The organism is Acidiphilium sp. AL (assembly GCF_025499445.1).
Classification (GTDB): Bacteria; Pseudomonadota; Alphaproteobacteria; order Acetobacterales; family Acetobacteraceae; genus Acidiphilium; species Acidiphilium iwatense.
The window spans coordinates 293408-310063 of record NZ_JAIMBZ010000002.1 but is presented as its reverse complement, the minus strand read 5'-3'; the positions used below and the strand labels follow the sequence as shown (position 1 = coordinate 310063).

Annotated in this window: 15 protein-coding genes, 1 tRNA gene and 1 pseudogene; 15 read left to right on the top strand and 2 right to left on the bottom strand. The window is 64.6% G+C overall.

Annotated elements, in window-relative coordinates; all coding sequences use genetic code 11:
- The 13 genes and pseudogenes from AiwAL_RS02925 to phoB all read left to right on the top strand — a co-directional run.
- Positions 1-149 (top strand): annotated as a pseudogene (locus tag AiwAL_RS02925) (methylisocitrate lyase); the annotation flags it as partial.
- A gap of 44 nt (positions 150-193) precedes the next feature.
- Complete coding sequence (locus AiwAL_RS02920) at positions 194-1693, top strand: CoA-acylating methylmalonate-semialdehyde dehydrogenase (protein ID WP_235704035.1); 1500 nt, start codon at positions 194-196, stop codon at positions 1691-1693.
- 10 nt (positions 1694-1703) lie between these two features.
- Entirely contained in the window at positions 1704-2879 is a 1176-nt protein-coding gene (locus AiwAL_RS02915) for an isobutyryl-CoA dehydrogenase (RefSeq protein WP_235704034.1), read from the top strand.
- Positions 2876-3940 carry an enoyl-CoA hydratase/isomerase family protein gene (locus tag AiwAL_RS02910; protein ID WP_235704033.1) on the top strand — a complete coding sequence of 355 codons (1065 nt, stop codon included), beginning with the start codon at positions 2876-2878 and terminating at the stop codon, positions 3938-3940. Before AiwAL_RS02915 ends, AiwAL_RS02910 begins: the two co-directional genes overlap by 4 nt.
- An 11-nt stretch (positions 3941-3951) precedes the next feature.
- Positions 3952-4848, top strand: coding sequence for a 3-hydroxyisobutyrate dehydrogenase (mmsB, locus tag AiwAL_RS02905; RefSeq protein ID WP_235704032.1), 897 nt, complete (start codon positions 3952-3954; stop codon positions 4846-4848).
- Entirely contained in the window at positions 4845-6572 is a 1728-nt protein-coding gene (locus AiwAL_RS02900) for an AMP-binding protein (protein ID WP_262312074.1), read from the top strand. Before mmsB ends, AiwAL_RS02900 begins: the two co-directional genes overlap by 4 nt.
- Positions 6569-7336, top strand: a complete 768-nt coding sequence (locus AiwAL_RS02895) for an SDR family NAD(P)-dependent oxidoreductase (protein ID WP_262312073.1) — start codon at positions 6569-6571, stop codon at positions 7334-7336. The genes AiwAL_RS02900 and AiwAL_RS02895 overlap by 4 nt, the downstream gene beginning before the upstream one ends.
- 12 nt (positions 7337-7348) lie before the next feature.
- Positions 7349-8533 (top strand): acetyl-CoA C-acyltransferase, encoded by a 1185-nt coding sequence (locus AiwAL_RS02890; protein WP_262312072.1) that lies wholly within the window; start codon positions 7349-7351, stop codon positions 8531-8533.
- Positions 8534-8586: 53 nt separating this feature from the next.
- Positions 8587-8661 (top strand) — tRNA-Val (locus AiwAL_RS02885).
- 112 nt (positions 8662-8773) lie between these two features.
- Positions 8774-9421 (top strand): peroxiredoxin, encoded by a 648-nt coding sequence (locus AiwAL_RS02880; protein WP_235704028.1) that lies wholly within the window; start codon positions 8774-8776, stop codon positions 9419-9421.
- A 139-nt stretch (positions 9422-9560) separates the two neighbouring features.
- Entirely contained in the window at positions 9561-10364 is an 804-nt protein-coding gene (pstB, locus tag AiwAL_RS02875; protein ID WP_235704116.1) for a phosphate ABC transporter ATP-binding protein PstB, read from the top strand.
- A gap of 11 nt (positions 10365-10375) precedes the next feature.
- Entirely contained in the window at positions 10376-11095 is a 720-nt protein-coding gene (gene phoU / locus AiwAL_RS02870; RefSeq protein WP_235704027.1) for a phosphate signaling complex protein PhoU, read from the top strand.
- A gap of 11 nt (positions 11096-11106) precedes the next feature.
- Positions 11107-11823, top strand: a complete 717-nt coding sequence (gene phoB / locus AiwAL_RS02865) for a phosphate regulon transcriptional regulator PhoB (RefSeq protein ID WP_262312071.1) — start codon at positions 11107-11109, stop codon at positions 11821-11823.
- A gap of 76 nt (positions 11824-11899) precedes the next feature.
- Here phoB and AiwAL_RS02860 read toward each other — a convergent pair whose 3' ends face one another.
- Positions 11900-12532: a hypothetical protein gene (locus tag AiwAL_RS02860; protein WP_262312070.1), complete on the bottom strand. Its 633-nt coding sequence runs from the start codon at positions 12530-12532 to the stop codon at positions 11900-11902.
- Positions 12533-13127: 595 nt separating this feature from the next.
- On the opposite strand from AiwAL_RS02860, the gene AiwAL_RS02855 reads away from it, so the two are divergent.
- Complete coding sequence (locus AiwAL_RS02855; RefSeq protein ID WP_262312069.1) at positions 13128-13937, top strand: hypothetical protein; 810 nt, start codon at positions 13128-13130, stop codon at positions 13935-13937.
- A gap of 503 nt (positions 13938-14440) precedes the next feature.
- On the opposite strand, the gene AiwAL_RS02850 is transcribed toward AiwAL_RS02855, so the two are convergent.
- Positions 14441-16213, bottom strand: coding sequence for an aminopeptidase P family protein (locus AiwAL_RS02850; protein WP_235702758.1), 1773 nt, complete (start codon positions 16211-16213; stop codon positions 14441-14443).
- A 161-nt stretch (positions 16214-16374) separates the two neighbouring features.
- On the opposite strand from AiwAL_RS02850, the gene AiwAL_RS02845 reads away from it, so the two are divergent.
- The gene (locus AiwAL_RS02845) at positions 16375-16647 is read left to right on the top strand and encodes a DUF1127 domain-containing protein (RefSeq protein WP_262312068.1); all 273 of its coding nucleotides are present in this window, start codon (positions 16375-16377) and stop codon (positions 16645-16647) included.
- Positions 16648-16656: the final 9 nt, after the last annotated feature.

Genomic DNA, 16656 nt, shown 5'->3' with positions numbered 1-16656 from the left:
CGATAAGGCGCGACGGTGGCGCGCAGAATTGCGTCGACGCGATGCAGACGCGCGCCGAACTTTACGACACGATCGATTATGCGGGATTCGAGGCGCTGGATGCAACGATCGTGAAAACCATCGTTCCCAAAGGTATGCCGCAAATCTGAACGGGCCGGCATCGGCCGGCAACCCATTTCGAGAGGAAGCACCAATGACCAAGGAACTGAGCCATTACGTTGGCGGCAAGCACATCGCCGGGCAGTCCGGCCGGTTTGCCGACGTGTTCGACCCGAACACGGGTTCGGTGCAGTCGCGCGTGCCGCTGGCATCGAAGGCCGAGGTCGAAGCCGCGATCGCGAACGCCGAGGTTGCGCAAGTCGAATGGGCTGCACAGAACCCACAGCGCCGCGCGCGGGTGATGATGGAGTTTTTGCGCCTCGTGCAGCGCGACATGGAACCGCTGGCGCGGCTGCTCTCGTCCGAGCACGGCAAGACCGTCGCGGATTCCAAGGGCGATATCCAGCGCGGCCTGGAAGTCGTCGAATTCGCTGTCGGCATCCCGCATCTTCTCAAGGGCGAGTATTCCGATCAGGCCGGGCGCGGCATCGATGTCTATTCCATGCGCCAGCCACTCGGCGTGGTCGCCGGTATCACGCCGTTCAACTTCCCGGCGATGATTCCGCTGTGGAAAGCAGCACCGGCGATCGCCTGCGGCAATGCCTTCATCCTCAAACCCTCCGAGCGCGACCCTTCGGTGCCACTGCGCCTCGCCGAACTTTTCCTCGAAGCCGGATTGCCGGCGGGCATTTTCAACGTCGTCAACGGCGACAAGGAAGCGGTCGATGCGCTGCTGACCGATCCCCGCGTCATGGCGATCGGATTCGTCGGGTCCAGCACCATCGCCGAATACATCTATTCGACGGCGGCGGCGCACGGCAAGCGCGTGCAGTGTTTCGGCGGCGCGAAGAACCACATGGTCGTCATGCCGGATGCGGATATGGACCAGGCGGCTGATGCGCTGACCGGCGCGGCCTACGGCTCGGCGGGGGAACGCTGCATGGCGATCTCGGTCGCCGTGCCGGTGGGTAAGGGCACGACCGAGGCGCTGTTGGACAAACTGATCCCGCGCATCCGTCAGTTGAAGGTCGGGCCTTCGAACGATCCCGATGCGGATTTCGGGCCGCTGATCACAAGCGCGGCGGCGGGGCGGGTGCGCGACTATATCGACCTCGGGGTAAAGGAGGGCGCATCGCTCGTGCTCGACGGCCGGGATTTCAAACTGCAAGGCTATGAAAGCGGATTTTTCATGGGCGGCTCGCTGTTCGACCATGTCACGCCGAACATGCGCATCTATAAGGAGGAAATTTTCGGCCCGGTGCTGTCGATCGTGCGTGCCCCGAATTATGAAGCGGCGCTCCATTTGCCGAGCGCGCATGAATACGGCAATGGAGTCGCGATCTTCACCCGCGACGGCGACGCCGCACGCGATTTCGCTCAGCGCGTGAAGGTCGGTATGGTCGGCGTGAATGTGCCGATCCCGGTGCCGATCGCCTATCACACGTTCGGCGGCTGGAAGCGCTCGGGTTTCGGCGATCTCAATCAGCACGGGCCGGATTCGATCCGCTTCTACACGCGGACCAAGACCGTCACCTCCCGTTGGCCTTCCGGCATCAAGGAAGGAGCGAGTTTCGTCATTCCGACGATGAGCTGAGGAACCTGCCATGGACGCGCAACCTGCTGACGCCGAGACGACGCAATTCGCCTTGACCGAGGCGCAGCGCGCCATTTCCGAGATGGCGCGCAATTTCGCCGATGAACGTCTGGCCCCGCACGCGCTGGATTGGGACGAGCGCAAGCACTTTCCCGTCGATGTCATCCGCGAGACGGCGACGCTCGGGATGGGCGGGATTTACGTGCGCGAGGCGAGCGGCGGCAGCGGATTGTCGCGGCTCGACGCGGCGCTGATTTTCGAGGCTCTGGCGACCGGCTGCCCCTCGATTTCGGCGTATATCTCGATCCATAACATGGTCGCCTGGATGATCGACCGGTTCGGCGACGCTGCACAGCGCGCGCGGTTTCTGCCGAAACTCTGCGCGATGGACTGGCTTGGCGCCTATTGCCTGACCGAGCCCGGTTCAGGATCGGACGCGGCGGCGCTGAAAACCCGCGCCGCACGCGATGGCGATGGCTACGTACTCGACGGCACCAAGCAATTCATTTCGGGCGCCGGTGCGTCGGATATCTATATCGTGATGGCGCGCACCGGCGGCGCCGGGCCGAAAGGAATTTCCACCTTCATCGTGCCGGCGGATACCGGGGGCGTTTCGTTCGGCACCATCGAACGCAAGATGGGCTGGAACGCGCAGCCGACAAGGCAGGTGATCCTGGAGGGCGCGCGCGTGCCGGCGGCGAATCGTCTCGGTGCCGAGGGCGACGGGTTCAGGATCGCGATGAGCGGGCTCGATGGCGGGCGACTCAATATCGGCGCCTGTTCGCTGGGCGGTGCCCAGAAAGCGCTGGAAGCGAGCATTGCCTATCTCGGCGAGCGCCAGGCGTTCGGCAAGCCGCTCAACGAGTTTCAGGCGTTGCAGTTCCGGCTTGCCGATATGGCGACGGGACTGGAAGCCGCGCGGGTGTTTCTCTGGCACGCGGCTGCTGCCTTGGATCGCTCGGCGCCGGATGCGACGCGCCTTTGCGCCATGGCCAAGCGGATCGCGACCGATACGGGGTTCGACGTCGCCAATCAGGCGCTGCAGCTTCACGGCGGCTATGGCTATCTCGCCGAATACGGCATCGAAAAAATCGTGCGGGATCTGAGGGTGCATCAGATTCTCGAAGGCACGAACGAAATCATGCGCCTGATCGTCGCGCGCGGCATGATCGGGCGGAATGCATGAACGGGGCTGATGTCGAGATCCGGGTCACGCGGGGGATCGGGCGGATCACGCTGAACCGGCCGCGCGCGCTGAACGCGCTGACTCATGCTATGGAAGTCGAGATCGATGCGGCACTCGTGCGCTGGGCCAGTGATCCCGAGGTCGGGCTCGTGCTGGTCGATGGTCGCGGCGAGCGGGGATTCTGCGCGGGCGGCGATATTCGTGATCTGTATGAGGCGGCGCGGGTCGGGAAGACGACGCTCGCTGCCGCATATTTCGCCGACGAATATCGGATGAACGCGCGAATCGCCAACTATCCCAAACCCTATGTCGCCTTCATGGACGGCATCGTGATGGGAGGCGGTGTCGGGATTTCCGCGCACGGGTCGCACCGGATCGTCACCGAGCAGACGATGCTCGCGATGCCGGAAGTCGGCATCGGCTTCATCCCGGATATCGGCGGGAGCTTTCTGCTCGGTCATATGCCGGGCGAGACGGGGTTGCACGTGGCGATCGCGGCCTATCGGATGAGCGGGGCCGACGCGATTTTCGGCGGAGTCGCCGATTACTATGTCGAGAGCACGCGACTGCCGGAACTTGCCGACGCGCTTGCCGGCGCTCACGGGCATGAGAAGGTCGCGGCCCGGATCAAGACATTCGCCTCATCGCCGCCAGTATCGGCACTCGACGCCGCGCAGAGCTGGATCGACGAATGTTATTCGAAACCGACCGCGGAAGAGATCGTCGCGGCACTGGCGTCGCACGAATCCGAGGCAGCGCGCGAAGCTGCCGTCGCGATCGGCCGTGTCTCGCCGGGTTCCGTGAAGATCACACTGCAACTTGTGCGAAAGGCGCGGCAGGATTTCCGGCTTGAACCGGCGCTCGACCGCGAATATCGCGTGGGTGTCAGACGGGCTGGGGATAACGACTTCATTGAAGGCGTGCGCGCGCAACTTGTCGATAAGGACCGCAATCCGCGCTGGTCGCCGGCGACTCTGGCGGATGTCGACGACGCTTCGATCGATGCCTATTTCGCGTCGCTCGGCGAGATGGAACTTGGGCTCACGCCAGTCAACGCATAACGGAGGATCGGATGGCACGCATCGGCTTCGTCGGCTTGGGCAATATGGGCGGCCCGATGGCCGCGAATCTGGTGAAGGCCGGCCATCGAGTGATCGGCTACGATATGGTCGCGGCGGCGCGGGAAGCGGCAGCGGCAAAAGGCGTCGCAATCGCGGTAAGTGCCGCCGATGCCGCGCGCGGCACCGAAGCGGTGATCACCATGCTGCCATCGGGGCAGATCGTGCGCGCGATCTACGAAGAGCCTGGGGGCATTCTGCAATCGACAGCACCTGGCACGCTGTTCGTCGAATGCTCGACCATCGATGTCGCTTCCGCGCGGGCGGCGCACGAACTGGCGCATGCGGCAGGCATGGACTCGGTGGACGCGCCGGTCTCCGGCGGTGTCGGCGGGGCGGTGGCGGCGACCCTCACCTTCATGGCCGGCGGAAGCCAGGCTGCATTCGCGCGCGCGCAGCCGATTCTTGCGGCGATGGGCAAGAAAATTGTGCATTGCGGTGATGCCGGCGCGGGGCAGGCGGCGAAAATCTGCAACAATATGATCCTCGGCATTTCGATGATCGCGGTGAGCGAAGCCTTCGCGCTCGCCGACCGGCTCGGCCTGTCGCGCCAGGCTTTGTTCGACGTGGCATCGACCGCTTCGGGCCAGTGCTGGTCGCTGACCTCCTATTGTCCGGTGCCCGGTCCGGTGCCGGTGAGTCCCGCGAATAACGGCTATAAACCCGGATTTGCCGCCGCCCTGATGCTCAAGGATTTGCGCCTGTCGCAGGAGGCGGCGCGGGAAACCGGCGCTGCGACCGAGCTTGGCGAACACGCGACGCGACTCTACGAGAAATTCGCCGCCTCCGGCCATGAGGGCGAGGATTTCTCGGCGATTTTCCGGGCGATCGCGGCGGGAGGTGTGCAATGACCGGCTTTGCGGAAGCGCGGGATTTTCTGCTCCGGCACCGCACCGATTACGCTGCCGCCTATGGCGGGTTTCGCTGGCCGGACGAGCCGGACTTCAACTGGGCGTTCGACTGGTTCGATAAATTCCTTGCGCACAGCCCGGAATTTCGTGACACCCAGGCGCTCTGGATCGTCGATGCCGTCGGCGAAGGCGAGACAAAACTGAGTTTCGCCGAGCTGTCTCGGCGCTCCAACCAGGCGGCGAATTTCCTGCGCGGCCTCGGCATCGGGCGCGGCAATCGCATCCTGCTCGCACTCGGCAATGTCGTGCCGCTTTGGGAAATCATGCTCGCGGCGATGAAACTCGGCGCCGTGGTGATGCCGGCGACTACGCTGCTGACCGAAGCGGAATTGGCCGACCGGATCGAACGTGGCCATGCTGGCTGCATCGTGACCTCGGCGGATCAGGTGGCGAAATTTGCCGAACTGGCAGCGAACATCCCGAAAATCACGGTCGGCGGCGCGGCGCCACCGGGATGGCACGCCTATGCGCCGGAGGATGAGCCGACCGAGTTCTCGCCTGACGGCGTCACCAAGGCAGATGACGATCTGTTATTGTATTTTACTTCTGGCACTACGGCGAAACCCAAGCTCGTGCTGCACAGCCATCGATCCTACCCGGCAGGCAGTCTTTCGACGACGTACTGGATCGGCCTGCAGCCGGGCGACATCCATTTGAACATTTCCTCGCCCGGCTGGGCGAAACACGCCTGGAGCAGCGTGTTCGCGCCGTGGAATGCCGGAGCTTGCGTGTTCATCGTCAATCAGCCGCGCTTCGAACCGGTTCCGCTGCTCGATACCATTGTCCGCTGCGGCGTCACCACGCTTTGCGCGCCGCCAACGGTGTGGCGGCATCTGGTGCAGCACGATCTCGCCCGCTGGAAAACCGGGCTTCGCGAAATCGCCTGCGCGGGCGAACCGCTGAACCCCGAGATTATCGAGCACGTGCAAGCGGCCTGGGGGCTGACCATTCGCGACGGTTACGGTCAGACCGAAACCACCGCGCAGATCGGCAATACGCCGGGCCAGACGGTGAAGCCGGGCGCGATGGGCCGGCCTTTGCCGGGTTATCGGGTTCTGCTGCTCGATCGCGCCGATTCCGCATCGGGCGACGGCGAAGTGGCGTTGCCCTGCGGCGCCGATGCGCCTGCCGGGCTGATGCGCGGCTATGTCGATGCCGAAAGCGGCGCGTTGCGCGGCACCGATGGCGATGTCTATCGCACCGGCGACGTTGCCGCGATCGACGCCGACGGCTATCTCACTTTCATTGGCCGTGCCGACGATGTTTTCAAATCGTCCGACTACCGGATCAGCCCGTTCGAGCTCGAAAGCGTGTTGATCGAGCATCCTTCGGTCGCCGAGGCCGCCGTGGTGCCGAAGCCGGATGCGGTGCGGCTTGCGGTTCCGGTCGCGCATGTGGCACTCGTCGCCGGGGTTATGCCCGATCGCGAGACGGCATTGTCGATCTTCCGCCACACGCGCGCACGGCTGGCGCCATTCAAGCGCATCCGTGAATTGGTGTTCGTGACGGATCTGCCGAAGACAATCTCGGGCAAGATCCGCCGCGTGCAATTGCGTCGTGCCGAAGCGGAACCCGAAGCGGCGACCGATTCCATGCGCTTCACCGAGGCAATGTTCCCCGAGCTTGCCGCAGACGACATCACAAGGAAAGCGATACTGTCATGAAGGTTGAAGACTCGGTTTTTCTGGTTGCCGGCGGCGGCTCCGGTCTCGGCGCTGCGACCGCCGAAGCGCTGGCCGGCGCGGGAGCGCGCGTGATGATCGCCGATGTCAACGAGGCGCAGGGCGCAGCCTGTGCCGCGCGCCTTGGCGACCGGGTGCGCTTCGTCCGCACCGATGTCACGCAGGAAGCGGACGGCAAGGCGGCGGTGGAGCAGGCCGTTAGTGCCTTCGGTGCGCTGCATGGGCTGGTCAATTGCGCGGGCATCGCGCCTGGCGAGAAGGTTCTCGGGCGGGACGGTCCGCACGATCTCGCCCGTTTCACCCGCGCGATTACCGTCAATCTGATCGGCACGTTCAACATGATCAGGCTTGCCGCTGCTTCTATGGCGGGCAATGCGCCGAACGATCAGGGCGAGCGCGGGGTGATCGTCAACACCGCCTCGATCGCGGCGTTCGATGGGCAGATCGGTCAGGCCGCCTATGCCGCCTCGAAGGCTGGTGTTGCGGGCATGACCCTGCCGATCGCCCGCGAGTTCGCGCGCTCGGGCATCCGCGTCGTGACCATCGCACCGGGAATTTTCGCCACGCCGATGATGGATGGGCTGCCACAGACCGTCCAGGATGCGCTGGGCGCGTCGGTGCCGTTCCCGCCGCGCCTCGGCCGCCCCGATGAATTCGCGGCCCTGGTGCGCCACATCTGCGAAAACGTGATGCTCAACGGCGAGACCATCCGCCTCGACGGCGCCTTACGGATGGCGCCGCGCTGAAGGAATTCCACCATGGACCAAGACCCGATTGTCATCGTTTCTGCCGCCCGCACGCCGATGGGCGGGTTTCTCGGCGCCCTGAAGGATAGTTCTGCTCCAGCCTTGGGTGCTGCGGCGATCGGGGGCGCGATCGAGCGGGTGGGAATTGCCCCCGATTCGGTCGATGAGGTGATTTTCGGCTGCGTTCTGCCGGCCGGACAGGGCCAGGCGCCAGCACGGCAGGCGGCTTTGGGCGCCGGCTTGCCGCTCGCCACCGGGGCGACCACCGTGAACAAGATGTGCGGCTCGGGCATGAAGGCGGCTATGCTCGCGCATGACGCGATCGCCGCCGGGAGTGCGAATATCGTGGTTGCCGGCGGCATGGAGAGCATGTCCAACGCGCCCTACCTGCTGGATCGCGCGCGCGGCGGCTACCGGATGGGCCATGGCCGCACCCTCGACCATATGTTCCTGGACGGGCTGGAGGATGCCTACGATAAAGGCCGCCTGATGGGCAGCTTCGCCGAGGAATGCGCCGAAGCTTACCAGTTCACCCGCGCGGCGCAGGACGATTTCGCCCTCGAATCGCTCCGGCGTGCCCGTGCCGCGATGGCCGATGGCGCGTTTGCCGGCGAGATTGTCGCGATCCAGCCGCCCGGCAAAGGGACGGCTTCGGTGACCGAGGATGAGCAGCCGCCCAAAGCGAAGCCGGAAAAAATCCCCACGCTCAAGCCGGCTTTCCGCGACGGCGGCACGGTTACGGCGGCGAATTCAAGCTCGATTTCCGATGGCGCAGCGGCTCTGGTGCTGATGCGCCGCTCCGAGGCCGAACGGCTCGGCGTGACGCCGCTCGCCATCATCGTCGGCCACGCCACCCATGCGCAGGCGCCGAGCCTGTTCACCACGGCACCGATCGGCGCGATCCGCCGGCTGATGGACCGCACCGGCTGGACCACGGATCGGGTCGATCTGTTCGAGATCAACGAGGCGTTCGCCGTGGTCGCCATGGCGGCGATGCGCGATCTGTCGCTGCCGCATGAGAAGGTGAACGTCCATGGCGGGGCCTGCGCGCTGGGCCACCCGATCGGCGCATCGGGCGCGCGCATCATCGTCACGCTCCTTGCCGCCCTGGAACGGCGCGGGCTGAAACGCGGCGTCGCGGCTTTGTGCATCGGCGGCGGCGAGGCGACCGCGATGGCCCTGGAACGGATGGCGTGAACTGGCTTGCCAGCACGGTTCGGCGCGGCTAGAAGCCCGGTGTCGCGGATCGTGGGCGCGTAGCTCAGCGGGAGAGCATCGCCTTGACATGGCGGGGGTCACAGGTTCAATCCCTGTCGCGCCCACCACGATTTTCGCAATTCATGGCCGGCCGATTCCCCAAAACCTGGGTTGCCCTATTGCATGGCCGCATGTTGAGCGCCATTGGTGGCGCATCGCACTACGAGGAAGATGCTGAGAATGTCACTCCAGCTTGGCCAGACCGCGCCGGATTTCGAGCAGGCCAGTTCCGAAGGCCGGATCAGGTTCCATGACTATCTCGGGGAGTCCTGGGGCATCCTGTTCAGCCATCCGAAGGATTTCACTCCGGTCTGCACCACCGAACTCGCCGAGGTGGCCCGGCTCAAGCCGGAATGGGACAGGCGCGGCGTGAAGCCGATCGGGCTTTCGGTCGATACCGGGGAAAATCACCAGGGCTGGGCGGTCGATATCGAGGAAACCCAGGGCCAGAAGCTCAATTTCCCGGTGCTTGCCGATCATGACCGCAAGGTCAGCGACCTCTACGAGATGATCCATCCCGAGGCGGACCCGAATGTCACGGTCCGGTCGGTGTTCGTCATCGATCCGCAGAAGAAGATCCGCCTGACCCTGACCTATCCGCCGGCGACCGGCCGCAATTTCGACGAGATATTGCGGGTGATCGACGCGCTCCAGCTTACCGACGCGCACAAGGTCGCGACCCCGGTGAACTGGCGCGACGGGCGGGACGTGATCATCATCCCGTCTTTGTCCGATGAAGAGGCGAAGCAGCGTTTCCCGGATGGGTTCAAGACGCTGAGACCCTATCTGCGCATGGTGAAGCAGCCGAAACTGCCGCATCGGGCGTGATTTCGGTCATCTGTCATAAAAGCTTCATCGAACTGTCATAACCGTGGCATGATAGAGGTCTATGCAGCGGCGTCGTGACGACCACCCCGCCAGGCAGCCTGTGCCGATGAACGATGTTGCCGAAAGACAGAAGGTAATCATGCCGGATGCCGCGGCTCGGATGGAGCCGATATCACGAACCGCGTCCGCCGCGCCGCGAATCGCGGTCCGCGACCTCGATTTCTATTATGGCGCGACTCATGCGCTGAAATCGGTGTCGATCGACTTCCCCGACCGGCAGACCACGGCGATGATCGGCCCCTCCGGCTGCGGCAAATCCACCCTGCTGCGCGTGCTCAACCGGATGTACGACCTGTATCCCGGCCAGCGCGCCGAGGGCGAGGTGCTGCTGGATGATGAAAACATCATCGATCCGGGGACCGATATCAACCGGCTGCGCCGCCGGGTCGGCATGGTGTTCCAGAAACCGACGCCCTTCCCCAAGAGCATTTACGAGAACGTCGCTTTCGGCGTGCGGCTGCACGAGAAGCTGTCGCGCGCGGCGATGGACGAGCGGGTGGAATCCTCGCTCGCGCGCGCCGCGCTGTGGGACGAGGTGAAGGACAAGCTGCACGCCTCGGCATTGGCGCTGTCCGGCGGACAGCAGCAGCGCCTCTGCATCGCGCGCACCATCGCGGTGCGGCCGCAGGTGATCCTGCTCGACGAGCCGACCAGCGCGCTCGACCCGATCTCCACGCTCAAGATCGAGCAGCTGATCGACGAGCTGAAGCGCGACTTCACCATCCTCATCGTCACCCACAACATGCAGCAGGCGGGCCGCTGCGCCGACCGCGTGGCGTTCTTCTATCTCGGCGAGCTGGTCGAGGTTGCCGACGCGATGCAGATGTTCACAGCACCGCGCGAACGGCGCACCCAGGAATACATCACCGGCCGGTTTGGCTGAGGAACGCGACGATGCCGGAAGACTCCAAACATATTTTGAGCAGCTTCGAGGCCGATCTCGGCCGGCTGCGCGACATGATCGCGGCGATGGGCGGTCTGGTCGAGACCGAACTCGCCGATGCGGTGACGGCTTTGCTCACCCGCGATGCGGCGCTCGCCGCGCGGGTGGTGGAGTTCGATACCAGGGTCGATGCCGAGGAGCGTGCGATCGAGCAATTCGCGATCCGCGTGCTCGCCTTGCGCCAGCCGGTGGCGGACGATCTGCGCCAGGTGGTCGCGGCGCTGAAAGTCACCACCGATCTCGAACGCATCGGCGATTACGCGGCGAATGTCGCGAAGCGCACGCTGATCCTGAACGAGGCCGCACCTTCCTATCCGCTCGCGAGCCTCGCCCAGATGTCGCGGCTGGTGCAGGAGAACCTCAAGACCACGATCGACGCGATCGCCGAGGCCGATCCCCAGAAAGCCGTATCGGTCTGGCGCGCCGATCAGATGATCGACGATCTCTACACCACCATCTTCCGCGAACTGATCACCTACATGATGGAGGATGCGCGCAATATTTCGGCCTGCACGCATCTTCTGTTCATCGCGAAGAACCTGGAGCGGATCGGCGATCACGCCACCAACGTCGCCGAACTCACCTATTACGCCGCCACCGGCGAAACCCTGCCGGATACAAGGCCCAAGGGCGATCTGCTCGCCGCCTACGCACGACAGTCGAACCAATGAAGGAGGTGCCGATGAGCGGGAGCGCGAAACCCCTGGTCCTGATCGTCGAGGACGAGGCCCCGCTGGTCACGCTGCTGCGCTACAACCTCGAAAAACAGGGATTCCGGGTGGACGAGGCGGGCGACGGCACCGAAGCCCTGACCAAGATCACCGAATCGCCGCCCGATCTTTTGCTGCTCGACTGGATGCTGCCCACTTTGTCCGGCATCGAGCTGTGCCGCCAGATCCGCCGCCGGCCGGCGATGCGCGGCCTGCCGGTGATCATGCTGACCGCCCGCGCCGAGGATCAGGACGCGGTGCGCGGCCTGGAAACCGGCGCCGACGACTACATCACCAAGCCGTTTTCGCCGGAGGCGCTGATCGCGCGCATCCGCGCCCTGCTGCGCCGGTCCGGCACCGGGCCGGCCAAGTCGCCGCTCATTTTCCACGATATCGAGCTCGACCCCGCGACCCACCGGGTGACGAGAGGGTCGAAGCTGCTGCATCTGGGCCCGACCGAGTTTCGCCTGCTCGAATTTTTCATGCGCCATCCCCGCCGGGTGTTTTCGCGCGAGGACGTGCTGAACGCGGTATGGGGCAGGGATATTCATGTCGAGCCGCGCACGGTCGATGTGCATATCCGCCGGCTGCGCAAGGCGATCAACGCGCCGGGCGAACTCGACCTGGTGCGCACGGTGCGCGCCGCCGGCTATGCGCTGGACGTGGATGTCGCCGCCGTGGCCGCCTGAGGATGTCCGCAACGCCGATCGCCCTGCCTGATCGCTGATCGGGCAAGGTTGGGCGGGCGGATGAGCCGGTGCGCGGTCAGGGCGGCGCGCGCGCGATGGCGCGGCAAAGGACGGGCTGGATGGCGCGGCCGGGCTGGGGCGGCACCTGAACATGGAACGGGATGTGCCGCATCGATGGTGTTTCGGGGGCGGTGTTTGTCCGCGGCTCGGGTGCCGCGGGTTCGGATGATTTCACGATCCGCAGGCAGGTCGGCGGGCGGAGGCCGAGGCTGTGGCACAGGGGACGGAGCAGGCGGCCGAAGCGCGGGTCGTCCGCGATCATGGCGGCGACCTTGGGATCGCCGAGGAAAAAGCGAAGCTGCGAGGCGGCCGTCCTGGATTCCGGCAACGGAGCGAGCAGCCAGCCGAAGCGGCGCGGCAGGCGGAGCGCTTCGGGTTCCGGCGATGCGGGCTCGGACGGTGCGGGTGCAGGTTCGGGTTCGCGCGGCGGTGCCGGAGGGCGTGTCCGCGCGCGGCGCCGGGGCGGGGTCGCGTAGCGGGGCGCGCTGGCGATGGCCTTGAAGCGGGTGGCGATGAAGCGCAGGCGGTTCCAGAGCAGGAGGGTCAGCAGCGGCGATGCGAACGCACCCTTGACGCCCCTGGCGGCGACGGCCTGGCAGAGATACTCGATGATGCCGGCGAAGCGGGCCGAGGGGGTGTTCAGGTTCACGAACGAAACAAGAACATAAATGGCGGGGGGTGGGCAAGGGGCTTGTGCGGGGGCGGATGAAGCTTGTGGATTGCTTCGCTCCGCTCGCAATGACGGTTCCGATTTGTCCCGAACCGCGATATCGGCCGAAGATGGCGCTCTACTCTTTGTTTGGGCGAGCAATTTCATGGCTTTGTGGATCGCTGCGCGATTCCACTTAAAGCCATATTGCTCTAAGATCAGCCCGCGCGGCTTGCGTTGGGATGGCCCCGACGAGGATATCTCCATCGCGGGCCTCCTTGCCGGCCTCGGGGATCAAACGTATTCGGCACATCCTATGTCGAGCGCGGCGTGAAACCTGGTTTCGCGCCCACCGCTCCTATCCTCTCTTCCAAGTATGCGTGCTGGCTTGGCACGGCCCTGCAGAAAGGTTTTGACCGGTCCCTGCGCGGTGTCTACTCTACCGCCTGCACGCCCCTGCGCTGGGGACTTGGCTTCGACTTCCCGCTCCCCCCGCTTTCCATAATGCGCCTTCTAGGAGAGACGATCATGCTGCCTGATCCGCCTTTGTCAGATATAAAACGGGGGTGAGTCGAATAGTAGGAGGCTGCTGGGCATGTGGGCACTTCGATTTTCACGCCAAACAGTGATCGCGGCGGTGGAGGTCATGGAAGGCACCTTCCAGACGCACGAAGAACTAACGCGCGTCCTTTTGAAATTCGGATCTGCATTGAACCAAAATTGCAATGCCGGCTCCCTGTCACGTCGTTTTAATCACCTCATATCATTCTATGATGCCGACCCTGAACACAAAACTGATGACGGTGGTTTTTTGCAGGATGCAATAGTCGAAAAGGGTGTTTTGCTGTTGCCGGTATTCGAATCTTCTGAGACGCCCGAATATTCCGAAGTTCAGCAGACTTTATTGCGGATGCTACGACTTGATGGTTTCGAGGTTAAGGAAAGGAATATCCAACGGACGTTACCTGAAGAGCTCAAACTTCCACAGGCTCAGGATCAAGTCATCCGCCTGCTGGATGCCCACAATTTCGCTACGCCTAAGGGACATTTTGACCAGGCTCTCGACGCACATGCCAGAGGCAATTGGGCTTCAGCTAATGCTCAGCTTCGTGTATTCTTTGAAAGCCTCCTTGACGAGATTGCCATAAAGCTGGACCCAGGAGCTGAGCATCTCGCGAGCAGTGAGAATCGGCGAGAAATGCTCGCCAGCAAAGGATTTCTCGACGAGCAATTGAACGAGTGGGGAAATGGGGGCAAGAATTTTATCAACGGGCTTTGGAAGCGCTTGCATCCGCAGGGCCCCCACCCAGGATTGTCAGACGAGGATGATAGCACGTTCCGTCGGCACCTTGTCCTCCTGACGACGCGGCTGTTACTGATGCGTTTCGACACGTGGCCACCATAAACCCGCTCTGCGAGCCTGGGGTCCGCTGCGACGCGATCATCGATAATGACGACCTCGCCCTTCCTCGGCTTCACGTGGGGCTGAACTAACTAGGTCTGATGACTACGCAAGATCATCATTCTTGTGCGGAATTTTTGATTTTCGCGCCAGACCCGCCCCGTAGGCCGCAGGTGGGTCTTTTCGGTGCAGAAGTCCGGTGCGCCACCGTCAGCCGTCGGGGGTTTCCGGGCGGACATCCGCGATCCAGCGCGCTAGAGCGCGATCGGTTCATGTCGATCACGCTCTACTCATATTTTGGCGAGCAAGTTGGCCGGTTCTGATTGAACGGAATGGTTCAATCAGAACCTACCTTGCTCTAGATGCCCTCTGAGGCCCGGCATGGTCCGGGGACGGCGGACGGAGACCGGAACTCCTCATCTTCATAGGTCCCGGCAGCCCAAGGCATGCGGCGCCGGTCACGGCAGGACGCTCGGCAACCTTACCCCGGAAGCATTTTCGAAAAATCAAACCGAAGCGGCCTCCATTCTCGCGCAGGCCTTTGCGAGCCAGGCCCGCGTTTCGGCATCGACCAGCGGTCCGACGGTTTCCAGAACGCGCGCGTGATAGGCATTCAGCCAGGCGATCGCGGCGGGATCGAGCAGCGGGGCAAGGATCAGCCGCGTGTCGAACGGCGCGAGGGTCAGGGTCTCGAATTCCAGAAAACGCTTCTTCGCGCCGACCGGCGATTCGGTGACCAAGAGCAGGTTTTCCAGCCTGATCCCGTAGGCGCCGGCCTCGTAATAGCCCGGCTCGTCGGACAGGATCATGCCCGGCGCCAGCGGCACCGGCCTGGCGAGCCGGTGGAAGCTGACCGGCCCTTCATGGACCGAGAGATAGGAGCCGACGCCGTGGCCGGTGCCATGGTCGAAATCGAGCCCGGCTTCCCAGAGCGGCGCGCGGGCCAGCGCATCGAGCAGCGGGCCGGTGGTGCCTTCGGGAAACCGCGCGCGGGCCAGCGCGATATGCCCGGCCAGGACGCGGGTGAAGCGGTCCCTGACCGCATCGGGCGGCGCGCCGGGGCCGGTCCAGATGGTGCGGGTGATATCGGTCGTGCCGTCGAGATACTGGCCGCCGCTGTCGATCAGATAGACCTCGTTGGCGCTGATCGCCCGGTTGCTCGCGTCGTCCGCGCTGTAATGGATGATCGCGCCATGTTCGCCGGCACCCGAAATCGCGCTGAAACTCTCGGCGCGGAATTCGGCCGCCTCGCCGCGAAACCGGCGCAACGCGGCGGCGGCGGACAGTTCGGTGAGGCCGCCCGCCGGAGCGGCGTTGTCGAACCAGGCAAGGAAGCGGCACATCGCGGCCCCGTCGCGCAGATGCGCCGCCCTGGCGCCTTCCCGCTCCACGCCGTTCTTGGTCGCGCGCGGCAGAACGCAGGGGTCGTCGCCCGAGACGGTGATCGCTCCGGCATCGTCCAGCATCTGGGTGAAGCGGATCGGCGCGGTCGCGGGGTCGAGCCGGACCCGCTTGCCGCGCAAGCTCGCGAGGGTCTGCGCCATCCCGGCGCGCGGGACGATGGCGACCGAATTGCCGAGATGGGCTTGGGTTTCCGGCGGGATTTTGGCGGGGTCGATGAACAGCACCGCCGAGGAATCGCGCCGGAGCAGGGCGAACGCCAGGGCGAGCGGCGTATGCGGCAGATCGGCGCCGCGCAGGTTGAGCAGCCAGGCGGCGGCGTGCGGGTCGGTCAGCAGCACCGCATCCGCGCCATCCTTGCTGATCGCCTCGGCGATGCGGGCGCGCTTGGACGATGCGGTTTCACCGGCGAATTCGACTTTGTGCGGTACCGCGGGTGCCGCGGGCGGTGCCGGCCGGCCGGCCCAGAACGCGTCGATCGGGTTGTCCACCGGCACCATGGCCAGCCCGGCCTCGGTATATTTCGTCACGCTATTGGCGCTCATCAGCCAGGGGTCGTAGCCGATCCGCGCGCCGGGAGCGGCGGCCTTGAGCCAGTCCTGCGGCGGGGTTTCGGTGATGTGCAGGCGTTCCCACACCGCGCCGTCGGTCTGCTCGGCGAGTTGCAGCGTGTAGCGCCCGTCGGAAAACACCGCGGCGCGCCCGGCCAGCACGATGGCGAGCCCGGCGCTGCCGGTGAAGCCGGTCAGCCAGGCCAGGCGCGCCGCCGAATCGGGCACGGATTCGCCGAGAAATTCGTCGTTGCGGGGCTGGATGAAACCGTCCAGCCCTTGTGCGCGCAGCGCGCCACGCAAGGAGGAGATGCGCGATTTAATCATGACTTAACCAATTTCCCTATATTTTTTGCATGGCTGACACGGAAAACTCTCGCTCCACAAACAGCGCCCGGAGGCCTATGTTGCACTGCGAAACGACGATGACGATCGGCAACGACGAAATGCCGGCGCCTCGTTTCGACCCTAAACCGAAGGTGAAGATCATGGCTACCATCACACGTCAAACCACGCTGGGTTCCCCGATCGCCGACGCGATCGCCTCGCAGGATGCCGCGATCGACGCGGCGCTGCGCGACAGCCTCAACCGCACGGTCGCGCTGTTCGACCGCGTGCGCTCGGCGCTCGCCGAACGCCGCGCCCGGCGCGTTGCCTATCGCGAGCTTTCCGAGCTGAACGATCGCGAACTGGCCGATCTGGGCATCGCCCGCGCGGATATCCACAACGTCGTGCGCGGCAAGTTTCCCGCCCGCGTGTAAAGTCTTCCG

Excerpts from the sequence above, each read along its gene's own strand:
- AiwAL_RS02845 (WP_262312068.1), top strand. The coding sequence starts at position 16,375 with ATGGCTACCATCACACGTCAAACCACGCTGGGTTCCCCGATCGCCGAC.
- AiwAL_RS02910 (WP_235704033.1), top strand. The coding sequence starts at position 2,876 with ATGAACGGGGCTGATGTCGAGATCCGGGTCACGCGGGGGATCGGGCGG.
- AiwAL_RS02900 (WP_262312074.1), top strand. The coding sequence starts at position 4,845 with ATGACCGGCTTTGCGGAAGCGCGGGATTTTCTGCTCCGGCACCGCACC.
- phoU (WP_235704027.1), top strand. The coding sequence starts at position 10,376 with ATGCCGGAAGACTCCAAACATATTTTGAGCAGCTTCGAGGCCGATCTC.
- AiwAL_RS02890 (WP_262312072.1), top strand. The coding sequence starts at position 7,349 with ATGGACCAAGACCCGATTGTCATCGTTTCTGCCGCCCGCACGCCGATG.
- mmsB (WP_235704032.1), top strand. The coding sequence starts at position 3,952 with ATGGCACGCATCGGCTTCGTCGGCTTGGGCAATATGGGCGGCCCGATG.
- AiwAL_RS02895 (WP_262312073.1), top strand. The coding sequence starts at position 6,569 with ATGAAGGTTGAAGACTCGGTTTTTCTGGTTGCCGGCGGCGGCTCCGGT.
- AiwAL_RS02850 (WP_235702758.1), bottom strand. The coding sequence starts at position 16,213 with ATGATTAAATCGCGCATCTCCTCCTTGCGTGGCGCGCTGCGCGCACAA.
- AiwAL_RS02880 (WP_235704028.1), top strand. The coding sequence starts at position 8,774 with ATGTCACTCCAGCTTGGCCAGACCGCGCCGGATTTCGAGCAGGCCAGT.
- phoB (WP_262312071.1), top strand. The coding sequence starts at position 11,107 with ATGAGCGGGAGCGCGAAACCCCTGGTCCTGATCGTCGAGGACGAGGCC.
- AiwAL_RS02915 (WP_235704034.1), top strand. The coding sequence starts at position 1,704 with ATGGACGCGCAACCTGCTGACGCCGAGACGACGCAATTCGCCTTGACC.
- pstB (WP_235704116.1), top strand. The coding sequence starts at position 9,561 with ATGCCGGATGCCGCGGCTCGGATGGAGCCGATATCACGAACCGCGTCC.
- AiwAL_RS02920 (WP_235704035.1), top strand. The coding sequence starts at position 194 with ATGACCAAGGAACTGAGCCATTACGTTGGCGGCAAGCACATCGCCGGG.
- AiwAL_RS02855 (WP_262312069.1), top strand. The coding sequence starts at position 13,128 with ATGTGGGCACTTCGATTTTCACGCCAAACAGTGATCGCGGCGGTGGAG.